Here is a 19,295-nt window from a genome sequence, read left to right on the forward strand (position 1 = left end):
TCACATGACCACTAATCTTGCTGCATTTAATACCGGCAACTATTACGCCGGGCCAAAGTGGAAGGTGCTGTTATGGTACTTTTTTAACTACTATATTTTTAACAGCGCTTTTCCCTGGCCCTATGGCTTCAAAAGCAGGCTGCTAAGACTGTTTGGCGCCCGTATAGGCAAGGGCTTCGTTATAAAAACAAAGGTACGGATCAAGTATCCGTGGCTGCTCAGTGTAGGCGATCATTGCTGGATAGGCGAGTCAGTATGGATCGATAACCTGGCTCCCGTAACACTGGGCGATCATGTTTGCCTCTCCCAGGGTGCATTGCTGCTGACAGGCAATCATGATTATAAGCAGGCCGATTTTCCTTACCGTCTTGGGGCGATCCATATTGATAACGGCGCCTGGATAGGCGCTATGGCGGTGGTTTGCGCCGGGGTAACCTGTGGAAGTCATGCAGTGCTTACAGTGAACAGTGTGGCTTCAAAGGACTTGCAGCCCTGGCAGATTTATTCCGGTAACCCTGCAATGGCGATACGGAAACGGGAAATGAAAGGTCATACGGTCACTTTACTAAACACAGCGACTATATGAAAAAGTGGTGGCTATATATCGTGTTAATGATTGGCGATGTTACTGTATGTGCGCAAAGCCGTATAGCGGATTCACTGGAGGTGCATGCCGGTATTACAGGTACCATTGCATCAAAGGATTACCAACCGCTCTGGCTTATGGCAAATCATTTCGGTACCATCACCGACCGGAAAGGCGATGTATCCACACATATAGGCTTCAGCAACCGGCACACATGGAAGGATGATTTTTATGTAAGGTATGGGCTGGATGTTTATAACAACGACCAGTTCCATCAAACATTTATAGAACAAGGGTATGTGAAAGCCGGTTACCGGCACTGGGAAATCAGGGCCGGACGGTATGAGGAGGTGATAGGGGAAACAGATAGAGATCTCAGCAGCGGCTCTATGGGCATCAGTGGAAATGCACTGCCTATCCCCAAGGTTGGCATTGCCGTAACAGATTATACCAATATTCCATACACAAACGGGTGGCTGCAGTTTAAAGGGCTTATCAGCCACGGCTGGATGGGAAACGACCAGTTTATAAAAAACGCCTGGCTGCACGAAAAGAATTTTTATCTGCGCATAGGTAAAAGAAAACTAAAGTTATTCGGAGGTATCCAGCACTATGCCGTATGGGGCGGGAACCGGAAAGATTTACCAAAGATCACCGCCGACTGGCAGGGATTTATGGATGTGCTCTTAGTGAAAACAAAGGATGATGGTACCGTAGGTACTACAGAAATACAGCCTAACCGGCCCGGCGATCACCGGGGTATTATAGAAGGTGGTATTGAATGGGAGAATGAGCGGTTATCACTCCGCATGTATAACCAAACACCGTTCGAATCGGGCCAGGGTATCGATATCCGTAACATCGACCGCCTGCTCGGTGTGGTGTATATCAACAAGCAGGCAGGTAGCTGGCTGCAGAAGATCACGGCAGAGTTTATCTACACCAAACAGATGAATGACTTTTTCCCGCTTCACCAGCGTGAAAGTTATTATAATAACGGGGTGTATCTTACCGGTTGGGATTATCATGAACGGGTGATCGGCACGCCGCTGTTTATTGACAGGGACCGGGGGCAACACTATTTTCCGTCTATGAAGCCATTCGACTGGGATGCCCCGAAAGATTCGCTGCGGGCAAAAGGCGGGAACATCATTAACAACCGTATCATGGGAGTGCATATTGGCGCACTTTATCATCTCCCAAAAAAAATTACCGGCAGAACATTAATTACTTACACGCAGAATTACGGCACCTACACCAATACACTTCTTTTCAGGCCCATGAAACGGCAATGGTATGCATTGCAGGAGCTCCAATACCAGGTAACTGCCAAAGGGCTGGCCCTGAAGGCGGCAATAGCCGTGGATCAGGGGCAATTGTCCGATAATGTGGGGTTTATGATGGGTGTATTATGGAGCTGGCGCAAATAATGTAAAAATAACGTATATGGGTAAACGAATATTACTGATAGGCGGCAATTTCTCACCGGAGCCAACGGGTATAGGAAAGTATAACGGGGAGATGATCAGCTGGCTGGCCAATAACGGGTACGACTGTACGGTAATAACTACTTATCCCTATTATCCCCAATGGCAGGTGCAGCCGCCTTATGAACGGTCTAAAAATTGGTTTAAAAAGGAAGTACATCCGCAGGGAAAGGGAACATTTACCGTATACCGCTGCCCGCAGTATGTACCGGCGGAGCCTTCGGGGAAGAAGCGGATGTTGCAGGATGCTTCTTTCGCTGCAGCTGCATTTATTAAAGTAATGCAGCTGGTGTGGAAAAAGAAGTATGATATTGTTATCACCGTAGCGCCTCCCTTTCACCTGGGCTTGCTGGCGGTCCTTTATAAAAAACTGAGGGGCGCAAGTTTTGTGTATCATGTGCAGGACCTGCAGATTGAGGCTGCGCGCGACTTACAGATGATCCGGTCGCCACGGCTGATTAATGGATTATTGAAACTGGAGAAACTGATCCTGCGGCAGGCGGATCATGTGAGCAGTATTGCAGATGGTATGATCCGGAAAATCAGCGATAAGACCGGAAGGGAAGTGCTTTATTTTCCTAACTGGGTAGATATAACACAGTTCCATCCACTAACGGATAAGGATATACTAAAGCAGTCGTTTGGCTTTTCGCCTACTGATAAAATTGTACTGTATTCCGGCGCTATCGGGGAAAAACAGGGACTGGAAGCTTTATTACATGCAGCGGCTGCATGGCAGCACCGGGAGGAAGTGAAATTCCTGATCTGTGGCTCGGGGCCTTACAAAGCGAAGCTGCAACAGCTTGCCGCACAACTGCAGTTAAAGAACACGATCTTCTTCCCTTTGCAACCCCTGGCAGAATTTAACCGCTTTCTGAATATGGCCGATGTGCATCTCGTTATTCAAAAGTCGCATGCCAGCGATCTTGTAATGCCATCAAAGTTAACCACCATACTCGCAGTGGGAGGCATTGCCCTGATCACAGCTAATGAAGGCACCGGGTTGCATGACCTGATTAGCCGGTATAAAATGGGGATCCTGGTAAATGCAGAGGATCAGGAAGCCCTGCGGGCGGGTATAGGAAAGGCAGTATGGGAAGATACTGCAGACATTGCAAGGAATGCCCGTGAGTTTGCGGCCGGGCACCTTTCTATTTCAGGAGTGATGACGCGCTTTGAAGAACAGGTGGCGTAGCGTTTTTTTATTGATCAACCATATTCTATTTTATGCTGAACCGGTATCTCAAAATTTGCAGTATCCAGTTGATTGTGCTGGACTTTATCTGGCTGAATGTATTGTTTTTTTTAACCAGCTCCTGGTTGCAGCGGTACGACCGTATGCAGGATATTGATGTGGATATTTTCCTTGTGGTATCAAATCTTTCCTGGCTGGCGGCTATGTATACTACCGGTATTTACTTTCTCAGCCAGCAGTTATCGTTTGATCGTATTGCCCGTAAAACCCTGCAGAGCATGGCATTGTACCTGTTGTTACTGTTGCTCTCGTTGTTCCTGACCAAGCAATTATATTCCCGGTTGTTTATCATTAGCTATTGCACCAGTTTCCTGTGCATGGTATTGCTGGGGCGCTGGCTGTTTTACAAAGTAACGCGGCACATCCTGCAAAGGAGTGGCGTGGAAAAAAAGGTGGTGATCCTGGGATATAATGATCTTTCTAAACAATTGGCCGACCAGTTGATAGAAGATAACAGCAACCTGAAATTTGAGGGTTATTTTGAGGAGTCCAGCAATGTGCACGAGCTGTCGTATTACCCTGTGATAGGCAACCTGGAAGCCTGTGTGCCCTATGCACAGTCTAACAACATCCGTGAAATATATTCCACGTTATCTCCCGAAAAATTTCCTTACCTGTATACTTTGGCAAGGGAAGCAGAGCTGAATTTAATTCACTTCCGTTTTGTACCGGATTTCAAACTGTTTGTGAACAGGCAGATCTTTGTGGATTACTTTAATAATATTCCTATCATTTCTTTGCGCTCAGAGCCGTTGGATGATATTGCCAACCGCATCCGTAAGCGTGTGTTTGATATTATTTTCAGCGGGCTTGTGATTGTTTTTATTCTTACCTGGCTGATCCCTTTGCTGGCACTGCTGATCAAGCTGGAATCCAAAGGACCGGTATTTTTTATACAGTACCGTACGGGCCGGAATAATATGAATTTTCCCTGTCTGAAGCTGCGGAGCATGTATGTAAATGATGAAGCAAATGCGAAGCAGGCCACGCGGCACGACAGCCGGTTTACCAGGATAGGGCGTATTCTTCGTAAAACCAATCTCGACGAGATGCCGCAGTTTCTGAATGTATTTATGGGCGATATGTCTATAGTAGGTCCCCGGCCGCATATGCTCCGGCATACGGAAGAATTTTCAAGGGTGATCCAGCAGTATATGATCCGTCATTTCCTGAAGCCCGGTATTACAGGATGGGCGCAGGTATGCGGCCTGCGTGGCGAAATTACCGAGGAATCGCACCTGCGCAGGAGAATAGAACATGATATCTGGTATATGGAGAACTGGTCGGTATACCTTGATCTGCGGATTATTTTTTTAACGATCCGGAATACGATTAAGGGAGATGAAAATGCGTTCTGAACAGGTATGGTTTATGTGAATGATAACCCGGTAGATATTTTGCAGATATCTGGCAAAGGTCTAAATTTCGGATTATCTTGATATAAATTATTCCTATGGAGATAAGAGCCATCATTACAGGAAGTACCGGGATGGTAGGAGAAGGGGTATTGCATGAATGTTTACTGCATCCTGATGTAAAGGAGGTGCTGGTCATAAACCGCAAACCCTGTGGTGTACAACATCCCAAACTCAAGGAGATCATTCATGAGAACTTTTATGACATGCTGCCCATCGCCACGAAATTGCATGGCTACAATGCCTGTTACTTCTGCCTGGGCGTTTCTTCCGTAGGGATGAAGGAAGCGGCCTATAAGCGGGTTACCTACGATCTTACAATGGAAGTGGCCAGGACATTGGCCGCCCTTAACTCCCACATGATTTTCTGTTTTGTGTCCGGCGCGGGAACAGACAGCTCAGAGAAAGGGCGGAGCATGTGGGCGCGGGTGAAGGGCAAAACGGAAAATGATTTGCAGAAACAGCCGTTTAAGGCAGTGTATATGTTCCGGCCCGGATTTATGCGGGCAACGGAAGGATTGAAGAATGCCAGCAAGTTTTACAAGTATATAGGTTGGGCCTATCCGTTTTTCAGGCGGGTATTTCCGCAATGGGTATGCACACTGGCAGAGGTAGGGCAGGCCATGATCAACGTTACCCGTTACGGGTATCGCAAGCCTGTACTGGAAGTAAAAGATATTGTGGCTTTGGCCCATCGGTCATAAAATACTGGTAACCTGGGGGATAGCGGTTCACTTTATATAGACAACGGGGTGTATATTTGCATCTTGTTACTTTAACAGTGTAACAGTTGTAGGTTATGAGATGACTGGAATATTCCTATCCCGGGTCCAAATAGAAAAGGCGGTGCTCAGGCGCCGCCTTTTTGTTTTCTACAGTTTAAGGCAAACTTTATTAGGTTATCTCCCCAAAAACTCTTTACTTCACGTTAAAATGACGCAAACAGAGTATGAAACCGTTCCACGAGTATAAAAACCCATCCCTGGCGATAGACCTGGTGGTGTTTGGTTACCACAACAATACCCTGTCGGTATTGCTGCTGAACCGTAAAGAGGAGCCTTTCAAGGATTGCTGGACCTTACCCGGCGGTTTCCTGCAAATGGAAGAAACCTTCCTGGATACCTGTTCACGTATCCTGCAAACCAAACTTGGTATGAAGGAAGTGTTCCTGGAACAGTTGTATTCTTTTGACGCGCCGGACCGGGACCCGCGCGGGCGGGTAATTGCCGTAGGATATTACGCGCTTATCAATCCCGCTAAGTTCAGCGTGGTAGCGGGTAGCATGGCCAACGATGTAAAGTGGTTCAATGTACGGAAAATGCCTGCCCTGGGCTTTGACCATAAACATATTTTCAAACAGGCGCTGCAAAGGCTGCGGTCAAAAATCCAGTACGACCCCGTTGGATTTGAGCTGCTGGATGAGTTGTTTACCATTACGGAGCTGCATGAGCTCTACGAATGCATCCTGCAAACCACCATCGACCGCCGCAATTTCCGCCGGAAAATACTGGATGCCGCTTACGTGATCAATACCGGTCTGAAACGCGAGGGATTAAAGAACAGGCATCCCGAGTTGTATAAATTCAACAAGCACCTGAAGAAAAACAGTTTCCAGATCAATGTTCCCACTGAAACCTGATGTTATGGAAAAAATCACTTATACCCCGGAGATCTTTATTATCAAAAACTTTTTCAGCCCGGAAGAATGCACCGCCCTCATAGAAAAAAGCGAGGCGCTGGGCTACGGGGAAGCCACTGTAGACGTGGGCGGAGGCGTACAACGCATGATAAAAGGTGTACGAAATAATGAACGGGTATTGCATAAAGACCAGGCTTATGCTACCTTTATCTGGGAACGGTTGAAAAGTTTTGCGCCTGAAGGAAAAGATAACAGAAACGCCTGCGGGGTAAATGAATTGTTCCGTTTTTATAAATACAGCCCTGGCCAGCGCTTTAAAATGCACAAGGACGGCAGTTTTGAGCGGAACCGTTTTGAAGCCAGCCAGTATACTTTTATGATTTACCTGAACGAAGCATATACCGGCGGGGAAACCATTTTTGCCTCCGGCGAAATTATCCGCCCGGAAACCGGCGCCGCCCTGGTATTTCATCATCCGCTGCGGCATGAAGGTTCCCTGCTTACCGCCGGTGTGAAATATGTGCTTCGTACGGATATTATGTACAAATAAAGCAAAACATGCCCGCAACCTACGTAATAGGTGATATACACGGTGCGCTGAAGGCCTTGAAACAGCTGGTAGAGCGTATCGCGCCGGAAACAACCGATACACTGATTTTTTTAGGAGATTATGTAGATGGATGGTCTGAGTCGGCCGAAGTGATTTCCTGGCTGATGGAACTGGAATCGCAATACAACTGCATTTTTATTAAGGGAAACCACGATGCCTGGTGCGAATCCTGGCTGAACGGCATCATGCCGGAAGCCTCCTGGCAACGCAACGGCGGCAAAGCCACCGTAGAGAGCTTCAATAAACTATCGCCGGAAGCACTGGAATGCCATCGTCAGTTCCTGAACCGTATGCGTATGTACTACACCGATGATCAAAACAGGCTGTACATACATGCCGGTTTTACCTCCACCCATGGCCCGGCCCATGAAAGGTTTGAGCCCATGCTTTACTGGGACCGGAGCCTGTGGGAACTGGCCCTGGCAATGGATCGCAGCATACCAAAGGATTCAAAGTTCTACCCGAAAAGACTGCTGCAGTTTAAAGAGATCTATATTGGTCATACGCCCAGCCTTAACTATGGGCAGGAACTCCCCATGATCGCCTGCAACGTCCACAACATCGACACCGGCGCGGCTTTCAAAGGTAAAATTTCCGCGATGAATGTGGATACAAAGGAGGTCTGGCAGAGCGATGCCGTGTATTTGCTGTATCCTGGGGAGAATGGCCGGAATCCATGATCCCGGCCGTTCAGGGTATTATTTGCTTAAAGCAGCGCGAACTGTTTTTAGTTCATTTGTCAATATTTTATTGGTAGCCTTTACTTCCATTATTTCTTTTTGCATGGCAATCAGATGTAAGGTAAGCTCTTCCACTTTTTTCAGGAGTATAGCGTTCATATCTCCCAGGTCCTGGCCGTTTTCAGCCACTTCTTTTGCAGAAGGCACTTCCGGTAAATGTTTGTTTTCCCTGATAAAAGCTTCAGTTTTTTGGAGAGATGGCAATGGGTAATCCTGCTCAAAAACATAATCGGGCCAGGTGGCGGCTTGTGTTACTTTAACCCTTCTGGCGGCGATAGTGCCTTCCACGGCGAGCTTATTGGTACCGGGGGCTGTAGTGCCGATGCCCACGTTGCCATTGGCTTTGATCATCAGCAACGAGGTACCATAGGAATTAACGGAAAAAACATTGGCATTGGCGAGCCTTGCATTGGTTTTACTTCTTCCGTCTAACATTACAGCTGCTGAATATGGTTCCAATGCTGAAGGGACAACATCCTCTGCCTCTCCGTTCAAAGAAATACCATATGGCCTTCCAGGGCTATAGGACCGGCCGATAATGCCCGGAATATAGGCGCCTGTCTGATAAGTAGCATTGGAAAAGCGAAGCACAGCTTCTGTTTCAGCAACATTGGTGTAAGTGAATTTAGCCAATGGTGTTGGCTCAGCTCCATCTGTTGCAGGTAAACCGGAAACATGCAGTTGAGCCGTAGGCGAAGCCGTATTAATCCCTGCAAATCCATTACTCCTCATAATAGTCAGGTACCTTGGCCTGAGGCTCCCATCATTATTATAACCAAATAATGCAAAATCACTGCCTTCGAGGTTAGTACCGCTTTCTACATTGGTGGTTCCCAGGCCCCATCGATAAACACCATTCTGCATTAACATATAGTGGCCTGAACCCAGCCCGGCGGCGGTTGTACGGGAAGTGTTGAACAGGCTGGCACGCCCAATCCCATCTATATTAAAATTAGCACCGCTTTGCAATGTTGTCTGGTTGAGGATCTGCGCATTACTCATTACTGCTGTCAAACAGCAAACGGAAGTTAACAAAAAGAATCTTTTCATGATAAGGGACAATAGTTAGGTTACAAATATATCTCTTAAAGATGTAAAAAATCCCACACAAAAAAAAGCCCGGAACGCTCAGGTGTACCCCCCTCGCATTCCGGTGCTTTACACTATAAGACAACTTCTTATTGGATAACTTCCTGCATTCCCTGCATACCGGCGCCCATATTCTTTCTCTTAAACAGGCTGGCATCAATTTTACCAAACCGGTAAGCAAAGGTCAGGCGCATCATCTGCGGGTCGCGGAGGCGGCTGTAATATTGAGTGAAATAATCGCTTTGTGAATACTGGTCAGACCAGCGCGTTCTGAAGATATCATTCACGCTGAAGGTCACAGAAGCTGCATTGTTTTTCAGGAAGCTCTTTTTGATGGCCGCATCTACACCATAAAAGGAAGCAATGTAACCCTGGGACGCATTCTGCGATTGTTGCATCGGCGGACCGCTCTGTACATTTTTGTTCTCATTCACCGGCAGGTTGGTTTTCGACTGGTAGGTACCTGTGAGCTGCACTTCAAAATTGGCAGGCAGCTTAAAGGTATTGTTAAGCTTGCCAAACCAGCTCCAGAGGGCATCCTGCGACTGTGTAACATTATCGGTATTGATCTTTGAATTATAGATATTCACATTGGCGGTTGCATTCCACCATTTGGTGAGATTATACATGGCAGTTAATTCCGCACCGGCAGAGTAGCTGGAATTCGCGTTGATATAAGTGTTCACCAGCATCTCCTGGCCGTTTGCCGGATCGGTTTCCTTGGTGAGGTAACGGGTGATCAGGTTGTTGGTATGCCGGTAATAGATAGACGCCAATATAGTATTGTTGCCCTTCAGCGTTTTCAGGTACGACATTTCCAGTGAAGTAGTGAACTCCGGTACCAGCCCCGGGTTACCTTTCGTGATATTCAGCTTGTCGGTAGAATCAGTGAAAGGGATCAGCTGGAAGAAGTTTGGCCGGTTAATACGACGGGTATAACTCACCTGCAGTTCCTGGTCATGTTTCAGCTTCTGGCTTAAAAACAGGGACGGGAACAGGCTCACCGGGTAGTTATTTGAAAAATGCTGCCCGTTGTTCAGCAGGTCGCCGGTATAATTAGAGCTTTCTGCACGTACGCCCACCTTGTAACCGAAATTACCAATGGTATTGGATACGCTGACATAAGCGGCATATACTTTATCGCTGTTCTTGTAATTATTGGAGGCGGCCGGGATCAGTACATACTTCTGTGTTTCCTGGTCCAGTATGTAGTTGTTGAAATTACTTTTCGTGTTACGGATAGCGGCTCTTAAACCTGTTTCCAGCTTCAGTTTCCCGGTAAACGGCTTTACATAATCCGTTTGAATGGTCATAAAGCTCACGGAGCCGTTGCCCAGGATCTGCTGTATATCGCTGCCGCTGATGTTGCTGCCATTGTAACGGTCGGTCCGGTAGTCGGCGTTGTTGTCGCTCTTTCCCCCGAAGTAGTTAAAGTCGGCGGTCAGTTCTTCTCCCTCTTTAGGAAAAAGGTGTTTCATTCCCAATACGAGCCCGTTCGCATTGAACTTATTGTGGGAAGTAGAGTTACGCTGACTGAAAGCCCGTATGGTACTGGATTTGTCCAGGCTGTCGGTATTAATATCGATCCTTTCAGTAGGATTCATGGAGCCATGCACCTTGATACCGGCAACAGATAAAGTAGTGCGGTTGGTTACGAACCAGTCGAGCCCCAGTTTACCAAAAATGAAACCTCCGTCTGTTTTATTGGCGTTGTACTGGTTAATAAAAGTAGGTGGCTCATCTGCGAAATTGTTACGCTCCGTAGTACCATTGGTACGGCCTTTCATCTGGTTGCCCATTACGCTGGCGGAAATATTTACCTTATCCTGGCGCAGGTTAAAGTCTGCACCGCCATTTACGGCGCCGCGTTTATCCACACCGGCGCGCAGGTTACCGTTATAACCGGTTTTGCGGTTCTTTTTCAGCACAATGTTCAGGATCCCGGCGCTTCCACCGGAAGCATCGTACTTGGCGGATGGGTTGGTGATCACTTCCACGTTTTCAATGGCATCTGCGGGGATCTGCTCCAGCGTGAGGGTGGTGGGACGCCCGTCGATATACAGTTGCGGGGCACTGTTACGCAGGGTTACATTACCATCAATATCCACATTTACAGAAGGTACGTTTTTCATCACATCCAATGCAGTACCACCGGCACTCACGATGTTTTTTTCTACATTGAACACCTTTTTGTCGATATCCATCTGCATCAGTGGTTTGGTACCAGCTACGGTAATGCCCTGGAGCTGGGTGGTGCTTACTTCCAGCTTGATATTGCCCAGGTCCTTTTCAAACGGAGGAAAGGTTACCGGCTGTTCAATGGTTTTGTAACCAGTGGCGGTGATCCGCAGTTTCAGCGGGCCTCTGCCGGGAAGGTCTTCCAGGCTGAACTCACCATTGCCTTTGGTAAGTACGCCTTTCAGCAGTTTTTCCTTCATTTTTTTTGTAGCGCTATCCATCCGGTTTCCGAGAATAATTACAGATGCGTATGGTACAGCTTTTCCATCGGGGTCAATAATTTTGCCATATACATGGCCACTCATACCCATACCCATCGGCATTTTAGCGCCTGCGGGAGGCTGAGCTACAGCACTCATTGAAAGCAAAAACAGGGTGATAAACAAATAAATCTTATACATTTTAATATAAATTCTGATGATGCAAAAGTATATCCAGCAGATGGATAAAATGAATTAAATGAGATGAGCGGGGAAAAAACAGCTACGAACTGCCGGGATTACTGACCGGCTTTGCCGGCAATGGCATATACCGCATCACGATAAGTATCGCCCACAGGGAGTTCCAGCGTATCCAAAAACACGCTGTTTTTCCGGATGGTGGTAATAGCGGCAATGGAAACAATATATGATTTGTGTACCCGTACAAACCGGGAGCCGGGTAATTGCTCCTCCAGGCCTTTAATGCTCATGCGGGTAATCACCGGTTTGGGGCTGCTGCCGAGGTGTATTTTTACATAATCTTTCAGTCCTTCCACCCAGCGGATATCGGAAAATACCACTTTCAGCAGGCTGTAATCCACATTTACAAAAAAGAAATCAGCCTCTTCCCGCGCCGTTTTTCCACCCGTTCTGAGCAGGAAAAGCTCCTGCGCTTTATTGCAGGCTTTGATGAAACGTTCCAGGGATACGGGTTTTACCAGGTAATCCGTTACTGCCAGGTTGAACCCCTCCAGGGCATATTTTTCATAAGCGGTAATAAGTATCACCAATGGCTTATTGGGAAGCGATTCCAGGAACTGTAGCCCTGTAAGCCCGGGCATCTGGATATCCAGGAAGATCAGGTCTACCTGCTGGTGCCGTAAAATCTCCATCGCTTCAAATGCGTTGTTGCATTTGCCGGTAAGCTGCAGGTAAGGCACCATGCTGATGTTATCTTCCAGCAGGTCCAGCGCTAACGGTTCATCATCTATGGCAATACATTTCATCATCAGTGGAGATTTAATTGTAAGGAAACTATAAACCAGTCATCATTCTTATCGATGTGCAAAACATGATCATCTCCATATAATAAATTTAAACGCCTTTTTACATTTGTAAGACCAATACCGCTTGTTTTATCTTTTATTTCGGAAGAATCTTTATTGAAGCGGTTACGTACAGAGAAGAATAACATACCGGAACGTGTGTATAACCGGATATCTATAGTAGCGTCGGTAATCATGCCGGTACCATGTTTAAAGGCATTTTCCACGAAAGGGATCAGCAACATAGGCTCTATTTCGTAGCTGCAGTCTGCCGTTTCCAGCGATACGAGGATGGTAACGTTCTTCCCGAACCGCTGCTGCTGCAGGTCTATATAGCTTTGGAGGTATTCTGTTTCCTTCTGCAGCGGTACTTTATCTTCATCGGCTTCGTACAGCATATAACGCATCAGCGAGGAAAGCTTGATGAGGGAAGGCTCCAGCACATCCGACTTTTTACGTGCCAGCGCCACCATGTTGTTGAGCACATTGAACATAAAATGGGGGCTTACCTGCGAGCGTAGAAGAGACAATTCCGTTTTCAGCAACTCATTTTCCCGGGCGCTGGTTTGCCGCTCCAGCTTCATTTTATCCACGATCATCTGGAAGGCGGTACTGGCCGAAAGCACCAGGAAAAAGATGAAAAAAGTGAACAGGATGACCGGTTTCATATCCATGACATGCGGTTTCAGGAATATTTTTTCAAACCCGTACCGCATGGCGCACATAAAAATAAAAACCCCTATGATGTAAAGGATATAGTCAAAAATCTTCTTTTTATATACGAGTTTTGGAATCAGTATCCAGGCGTTCAGGTAGAAGAACGCCATCAGCACCAGGTAGGAAAAGTACACATACATGGCCCAGGCCTGTTTTTCGCTCATGTGGTCCTGCTCGTACTTTTCATTGGTAGGGTGTAACAAATAGGGAAGGGAGAAGAATATAAGCCATGCAAGGATATGCCTGGCTACTACTGCCCATTTCTGCTGGTACCATTCCTGTTTCATGGCGCAAAATTAGGTCAATCGGGTAATTATCGGGAGAGAGTTGCGACCAATTGGAGTAATTCTTCGACTAACATCGAAAAAAATAAAGCTTTCCGGGGGAGATGTGACCCCGGAAAGCCTGTTAAGCAGTTTTTCCGGCAGCCATCAGCTCCTGTATCCTGGCGGGGCCGGTGATAACATTTGCCTTCAGGTCGCTGAGAATGGAGTATAATCCAAAATAGGTACGGTTAATATAAAGGCTATGCCTGGAGCCGCGCGCTACCTTTGAATCACGGATCTCTTTCATATTGTAAAGCTCATCCATGTAGGCATATATTTCATTAAAATAGGCCTCGTTGCCGAAATCGAAGCTATCCAGCGTGAAGGGAAGTGTCAGCAGGTCGATCATATGCTGGAACAGGCCGGAGAAGAATTCCACCTCTTTGGGGCTGTCTGTGGGGTGGATCATTTCCAGGTTGGTATAGATCTGGTGCCGGCGTTTTTCATCTTTCAGTACTTCTTTATCTACCAGCAGGAAGTAATTTTCATAGAAATCTTCCGGTATTTCCTTTACACAGCCAAAATCGAAGATGCCTACGGTGCCGTCGGGGCGCATCAGGAAATTGCCGGGATGCGGATCTGCATGTACCTGTTTCAGGCTATGCACCTGGAACTGGTAAAAATCCCACAGGGCCTGGCCGATTTTATCACGCACTTCCTGTGAGGGGTTGGTGAGCAGGAATTCTTTCAGATGCTGCCCCTCCAGCCAGTCCATGGTAATGATCCGATCCGACGACATTTCCGGGTAGTACCCTGGAAATTTCAGGTTGGGAATATGCGCGCATGCCCGTGACAGATCCATGGAGCGGCGTAGTTCCAGCCGGTAATCGGTTTCCTCCAGCAGCTTACTTTCTATCTCATCAAAATATTTATCCATATCCACCTCGTTCATGCCCACAATGCGGATGGCAAAAGGCTTCACAATGCGGAGATCGGATTTTACACTGTTGGCTACGCCGGGATACTGGATCTTCACCGCCAGGGTTTTACCATTTTTCATGGCTTTATGCACCTGCCCGATGGAGGCGGCGTTACAGGCCTGCAGGTCGAACTGGTCGTACAGCTGTGAGGGCGATTTCCCCAATGTCTTTACAAAAGTATTCACCACCAGCGGTCCGCTCAGCGGGGGAGCGCTGTATTGCGACATGGCGAATTTTTCGGTATAGGCTTTCGGAAGCATGCCTTTGTCCATACTCAGCATCTGCGCCACTTTCAGCGCGCTGCCTTTCAGGTTGCTCAGCGTATCGTAGATATCCGCGGCATTGTCCTGGTGGAGCTCTTCTTTCGTGGTAGAAGGATCCATCAGTTTGCGCGTGTAGTGTTTGATATAATTGGTACCTACCTTCAATCCTGTCGTAACGAATCTGCCTGCCCGTTCCACTTTGGAAGTGGGAATATTGGATTGTTCTTTCATGATGCTTATTTCCTCGTAAAAATAAATTTCCCGAAGTCCAGCAAACTATCCAGGGTATTGGATTTGATGAGCTGGAAGCTCAGGTTCACCGCTTTTTCAATAGCGGCGTCGGTCATCTCAAACTGGTTGCTGGTATCGTCCAGCCAGTATTTCAGTACAAAAAGGGCCTGTAACCAGAAACCATGTACATACTGATCGGAGATATATTTTCTTTCCTTGATTTCGCTGGACTGATAACCTTCTTTTACGAGGTCGCTTATATATTTGTTAAACGCCTGCCGGAAGGTTTCCAGCTTGTTGCGATACAGGTCTGGCAACCGGAAGTGTTTACGCTGTAACAACAGGTAGCTGCGGTCTTCCTTCAGTTTCTGCACCCAGAGGAAATAAAAGGCCAGCAATTTTTCCTGCGCATTATATTGCTGGTAAATTTCATCTGCATGCAGCTGATCCAATGTTTGTTGGAAGATAGCCAGCCAGATATCTTTTTCTACTGCTTCCAGTGAACTGTATTGTTCATAGAACTCAGTTTCAGAAACGTCCACAATTTTGCAGAGCGCGTAAACAGAAACGGGCGCTTTGCCGTTTTCCAACCAGTACACTTTATAGGCGTTGCGGATGAGCTGTTTGTCCATAAGAAAAAGTTTTATAATGTTGATGTAGCCCGTCCGGAGCGGGTTCCGGAGGTTAAATACGGGGGTACGTACAAATTTACGTCAAGCGCAGTTATAAACCCTTTTTTATCGGTACGTGAAATGTTAAAATCTTCTGCCGGAAAAAATAAAGTTATTATGTAAAAAAAATGAGGAGATGTTTGTAAAATAGATATACCTTTGCACCCGAATTCCTTATCACTCATCTTTAAAAATGCAAGGAATCATGACAGAACATACCCACATATCGCTCCTTTCGCTGCTTGCCTGATCCGGCAAACGATGCCGCTTAACTTTACATAAGCCGGGATAATACCTATATGCAGTTTATACTCATGGTATAATCATATTTCGTATACACGCGCACGTTAGTGCCACTGTTTGCTTTATCAGCCACTTCCGGCGGAAGTGATGTTCCTGTATGGAACAAAAATTTACACGTAATTTAATTCAATACTACAGGCTGCCTGGAAGAAGGGAAGCAACACCCCGGTTGCGCGACCTTTGTTCTTCAGGATCAGTCTCAGCAGCGCTATGCCCGCAAGGGCAGCGCGTTGCAAACACCTCATCTTTTATGGGCAGTATAAAAACAAAAGAACTTAGTAAAATAGGTTATACAAATGACCAGGCAAGAAGCCTCGTCATCAATATTATTTCAAAACATTTTAAACACACGGCCAAGGTAGATATCATGGCCATGTTAACCGCCATCAAAGCGGATCCTGCCGGTTACGGTTCACATGAGGTGCTTGGAAAAATAGCCGAAACTTTTATGGACAAACCGGTGGAGTGCAACTTTCAGTCGTACGACCTGTTAGAAAAAACCGGGCAGCTGAAAATATACGGCGGCAAGGAAATAGAACGTTCTGCCAAGCAGCAAATGGAAACGGCCATGTCTTTACCTGTTACGGTACAGGGGGCGCTTATGCCCGACGCACATACCGGCTACGGCCTGCCTATTGGCGGAGTACTGGCTACCAGCAATGCGGTACTGCCGTTTGCAGTGGGGGTGGATATTGGTTGCCGTATGGCGCTTAGCATTTTTGATGAAGCGGAAAGTTTCCTGAAACGTTTTTCCCACCAGGTAAAAGTGGCGTTGAAAGAACATACCCACTTTGGTATGGAAGGCGGACTGGAATTGCCACAGGAGCATGAAGTGCTGGACAGCCCTACATTCCAGGCAACAGAACTGTTGCGGAAACTGCAGGTGAAAGCTGCCCGGCAACTGGGATCTTCCGGTAGTGGTAACCACTTCGTGGAGTTTGGTATCATTGAATTGAAAGAAGACAATGCACTGCAGCTGCCTCCCAAAAAATACCTGGCCCTGTTGTCGCATTCCGGCAGCCGTGGGCTGGGGGCTAACATTGCGCAGCATTATACCCGTATTGCCATGGATACCTGTAAGCTGCCAAAATCGGCACAGCAGCTGGCCTGGCTGGATCTTAACAGTGAAGCAGGGCAGGAGTACTGGTTGTCTATGAACCTGGCGGGTGATTATGCAAAGGCATGTCACGACCGTATCCATATCAACCTGGCGAAAGCACTGGGTTTACAGCCGCTTGCCAAAGTGGAGAATCATCACAACTTTGCCTGGGAAGATACCCTGGCGAACGGGCAACGGGTGATCATTCACCGCAAAGGCGCTACCCCGGCTCATGCCGGCGAAATGGGCATCATTCCCGGCAGCATGTGCACTGCTGCTTACCTGGTGATGGGCAAAGGGGTGGATAACGCCTTGTATTCCGCATCGCACGGTGCAGGCCGAGCCATGAGCCGCAAAAGGGCAAAAGAAAACATGACCGTGTCCGGGATGAAAAAAATGCTGGCAGCCGCAGGGGTAACCCTTATCGGTGGCAGTGTGGAAGAAAACCCGCTGGCGTATAAAGACATTGAAAATGTGATCAGCGCACAGCAGGAATTAGTAGATGTACAAGGCCGGTTTATGCCCGCCATTGTAAGAATGAATAAAGACTAACAATTATGGAACAGATGATAGTACAGATCACCTCCGGCCGCGGCCCTGCAGAATGTAGCAGGGTTGTAGCAAAGGTGCAGGAAATAATGATCAGGGAAGCCCGCGCAGCTGGCATCAGCATACAGGTACTGGAAAATGTAAAAGGAGATCTTAAAGGTACCCTGCTCTCCGCTACCTTATTGCTTAAAGGAAAAAATGCGGCGGCGTTTTGCCAGTCATGGGAAGGTACCATACAGTGGATTGCACAAAGCCCTTACCGTAAATTCCACAAGCGTAAGAACTGGTTTGTAGGCGTATCGGTTTTTGATATCAAAAAACAGGTGCAATGGGATCCGAAAGACGTAACGCTGGAAGCCTGTCGTGCAGCCGGTCCTGGCGGACAGCATGTGAATAAAGTGGAAACCGCGGTTCGTGGTACCCACCGTCCCAGCGGCATACAGGTGCTGGCAATGGATAGCCGTTCCCAATTGCAGAACAAACAATTATGCCTGGAACGGCTGGAGGCAAAGTTCCTCGCCTGGCAAACCGGCGAACTGGTGAAACAGCAGCAGCAGCGCTGGCAGGAGCACAATGAGCTGGAAAGAGGCGATGCAGTGAAAGTGATCAGGGAACGGTTGTAAAAAGAAGGTGCGCCGGTTGTATCGCCTTCGGCGATGCGGATTTTGTCTGACTCAGGATTAAACTGATTTCGCTGATTTCGCTGATTTGATCATTTTGATTTTAACGGATTTGGGAAGATATAAGCGAATATTTCATTTATATCTTCCCAAATCCGTTAAAATCTATAAAATCCCAAAAAATAAAATCAGCGTAATCAGCGAAATCAGTTTAATCCTGAGTCAGACAAAATCCGCTTCTTTTTGCTTATTTTTATAGCACACACCGGATATCAACCATTTACCGCACGTGGAGGAACTAAGTGACATAGCGCTATTACAAAGACTACAGCAATCCGATGAATCGGCCTATACCGAAATATTTCATCGTTACTGGGAGAAGCTGTATGCCATTGCGTATAACCGTTTACGTAGCCGTACTGCCGCTGAAGATGTGGTGCAGGAGGTGCTGGCCAGTTTATGGGCCAGGAAAGCCGAACTGGATATCCGCCATCTTTCCGGTTATCTTGCTACCGCCACCCGTTATGCCGTATTCCGGCAGATCAGCCGTTTATTGCCGGATCATCCCCTGGATACGCCAGATGTGGCGCAGCAAATGGTGCAGGCCCCGGATATGGATCACCTGGATTATTGCCGCCTGCAGGAGCGGCTGGGCCTTGAAATAGCCACGCTGCCTGAAAAATGCCGCCTCGTATTCCTATATAGCCGCCGCGACCAGTACAGCAATAAGGAGATTGCCGCCGCCCTCCAGCTGTCGGAAAAAACAGTGGAAGCCCATCTTACAAAGGCGTTGAAGCACCTGCGTGTCCGCCTCAAAGATGTATATCCCTATCTTTCCTTCTTCTTCTGAAAAAAATCGATATTGTCCGGTTAAGGCATGAATGGGAGCACAGATACTTTGCGGATACTTTTGGGATGCCCAGGAGTCGTCTATATGTCGTACTCCCCATATAGTCCTCATATAGTCCTAATACTCTCCTCATACACTCCTGATATACTCCCAATGCACTGTGCATGCTCTTAGCCCCAAAAAAACCACCGGTCTTGTCCTGATATAGGTTTACACAGTGTCTCGTCCTGAAAAATGTTGACCGTTTTGGGAATGAAAGAAATTTGTGTTTTTCTGTACGGTTATGAGTTGACAAAAGTAAAAAAAAACATATTTGAAGACAAAATCCATACGTCCTGTAATTGACATCTTTTTCCATAATTTAGTCGCCAGCAGTTTCTACAGGCCTTTTTAATCGCTTTTTCTTCCAATGCTTTAACATCGGCCCATCCAGTTCGTGTG

Annotated in this window: 18 protein-coding genes; 11 read left to right on the top strand and 7 right to left on the bottom strand. The window is 47.1% G+C overall.

Annotated features, from left to right (window positions below):
- The first annotated feature begins 4 nt into the window (after positions 1-4).
- The 8 genes from VIM72_RS29345 to VIM72_RS29380 all read left to right on the top strand — a co-directional run bounded on the left by VIM72_RS29345 (position 5) and on the right by VIM72_RS29380 (position 7,672).
- The gene (locus VIM72_RS29345; protein WP_332006364.1) at positions 5-586 is read left to right on the top strand and encodes a WcaF family extracellular polysaccharide biosynthesis acetyltransferase; all 582 of its coding nucleotides are present in this window, start codon (positions 5-7) and stop codon (positions 584-586) included.
- Positions 583-2,016, top strand: a complete 1,434-nt coding sequence (locus VIM72_RS29350; protein ID WP_332006365.1) for a capsule assembly Wzi family protein — start codon at positions 583-585, stop codon at positions 2,014-2,016. Before VIM72_RS29345 ends, VIM72_RS29350 begins: the two co-directional genes overlap by 4 nt.
- 16 nt (positions 2,017-2,032) lie before the next feature.
- On the top strand, positions 2,033-3,268 hold the full coding sequence (locus tag VIM72_RS29355) for a WcaI family glycosyltransferase (protein ID WP_332006366.1): 1,236 nt from the start codon (positions 2,033-2,035) through the stop codon (positions 3,266-3,268).
- A 32-nt stretch (positions 3,269-3,300) separates the two neighbouring features.
- Positions 3,301-4,686: an undecaprenyl-phosphate glucose phosphotransferase gene (locus tag VIM72_RS29360; RefSeq protein ID WP_332006367.1), complete on the top strand. Its 1,386-nt coding sequence runs from the start codon at positions 3,301-3,303 to the stop codon at positions 4,684-4,686.
- Positions 4,687-4,781: 95 nt separating this feature from the next.
- Positions 4,782-5,447 (top strand): epimerase, encoded by a 666-nt coding sequence (locus VIM72_RS29365; RefSeq protein ID WP_332006368.1) that lies wholly within the window; start codon positions 4,782-4,784, stop codon positions 5,445-5,447.
- A gap of 245 nt (positions 5,448-5,692) precedes the next feature.
- Complete coding sequence (locus VIM72_RS29370) at positions 5,693-6,382, top strand: NUDIX hydrolase (protein WP_332006369.1); 690 nt, start codon at positions 5,693-5,695, stop codon at positions 6,380-6,382.
- A gap of 4 nt (positions 6,383-6,386) precedes the next feature.
- The gene (locus VIM72_RS29375; RefSeq protein ID WP_332006370.1) at positions 6,387-6,932 is read left to right on the top strand and encodes a 2OG-Fe(II) oxygenase; all 546 of its coding nucleotides are present in this window, start codon (positions 6,387-6,389) and stop codon (positions 6,930-6,932) included.
- Positions 6,933-6,940: 8 nt separating this feature from the next.
- Positions 6,941-7,672: a metallophosphoesterase family protein gene (locus VIM72_RS29380; RefSeq protein ID WP_332006371.1), complete on the top strand. Its 732-nt coding sequence runs from the start codon at positions 6,941-6,943 to the stop codon at positions 7,670-7,672.
- Positions 7,673-7,690: 18 nt separating this feature from the next.
- Here VIM72_RS29380 and VIM72_RS29385 read toward each other — a convergent pair whose 3' ends face one another.
- The 7 genes from VIM72_RS29385 to VIM72_RS29415 form a co-directional block, all read right to left on the bottom strand.
- Positions 7,691-8,782, bottom strand: coding sequence for a hypothetical protein (locus tag VIM72_RS29385; RefSeq protein ID WP_332006372.1), 1,092 nt, complete (start codon positions 8,780-8,782; stop codon positions 7,691-7,693).
- Between the two features lie 128 nt (positions 8,783-8,910).
- On the bottom strand, positions 8,911-11,418 hold the full coding sequence (locus VIM72_RS29390) for an outer membrane beta-barrel protein (RefSeq protein ID WP_332006373.1): 2,508 nt from the start codon (positions 11,416-11,418) through the stop codon (positions 8,911-8,913).
- 140 nt (positions 11,419-11,558) lie between these two features.
- Positions 11,559-12,269: a response regulator transcription factor gene (locus tag VIM72_RS29395; RefSeq protein ID WP_332006374.1), complete on the bottom strand. Its 711-nt coding sequence runs from the start codon at positions 12,267-12,269 to the stop codon at positions 11,559-11,561.
- Positions 12,269-13,309, bottom strand: a complete 1,041-nt coding sequence (locus VIM72_RS29400) for a sensor histidine kinase (protein ID WP_332006375.1) — start codon at positions 13,307-13,309, stop codon at positions 12,269-12,271. Before VIM72_RS29400 ends, VIM72_RS29395 begins: the two co-directional genes overlap by 1 nt.
- Positions 13,310-13,430: 121 nt before the next feature.
- Positions 13,431-14,762 carry an AarF/ABC1/UbiB kinase family protein gene (locus tag VIM72_RS29405; protein ID WP_332006376.1) on the bottom strand — a complete coding sequence of 444 codons (1,332 nt, stop codon included), beginning with the start codon at positions 14,760-14,762 and terminating at the stop codon, positions 13,431-13,433.
- A gap of 5 nt (positions 14,763-14,767) precedes the next feature.
- On the bottom strand, positions 14,768-15,394 hold the full coding sequence (locus tag VIM72_RS29410) for a TetR family transcriptional regulator C-terminal domain-containing protein (RefSeq protein WP_332006377.1): 627 nt from the start codon (positions 15,392-15,394) through the stop codon (positions 14,768-14,770).
- A gap of 452 nt (positions 15,395-15,846) precedes the next feature.
- Complete coding sequence (locus VIM72_RS29415) at positions 15,847-15,972, bottom strand: hypothetical protein (protein WP_332006378.1); 126 nt, start codon at positions 15,970-15,972, stop codon at positions 15,847-15,849.
- 14 nt (positions 15,973-15,986) lie between these two features.
- On the opposite strand from VIM72_RS29415, the gene VIM72_RS29420 reads away from it, so the two are divergent.
- From VIM72_RS29420 to VIM72_RS29430, 3 genes are all read left to right on the top strand, one after another.
- Positions 15,987-17,387 carry an RtcB family protein gene (locus VIM72_RS29420; protein ID WP_332006379.1) on the top strand — a complete coding sequence of 467 codons (1,401 nt, stop codon included), beginning with the start codon at positions 15,987-15,989 and terminating at the stop codon, positions 17,385-17,387.
- 5 nt (positions 17,388-17,392) lie between these two features.
- A complete protein-coding gene (gene prfH, locus VIM72_RS29425; RefSeq protein WP_332006380.1) occupies positions 17,393-18,007 on the top strand; it encodes a peptide chain release factor H in 615 nt (204 codons plus the stop codon).
- Positions 18,008-18,293: 286 nt separating this feature from the next.
- Entirely contained in the window at positions 18,294-18,854 is a 561-nt protein-coding gene (locus tag VIM72_RS29430; protein WP_332006381.1) for an RNA polymerase sigma factor, read from the top strand.
- The last annotated feature ends 441 nt before the right edge of the window (positions 18,855-19,295 follow it).

Origin of the sequence: Chitinophaga sp., from assembly GCF_036569185.1 — a bacterium.
GTDB lineage: Bacteria > Bacteroidota > Bacteroidia > Chitinophagales > Chitinophagaceae > Chitinophaga.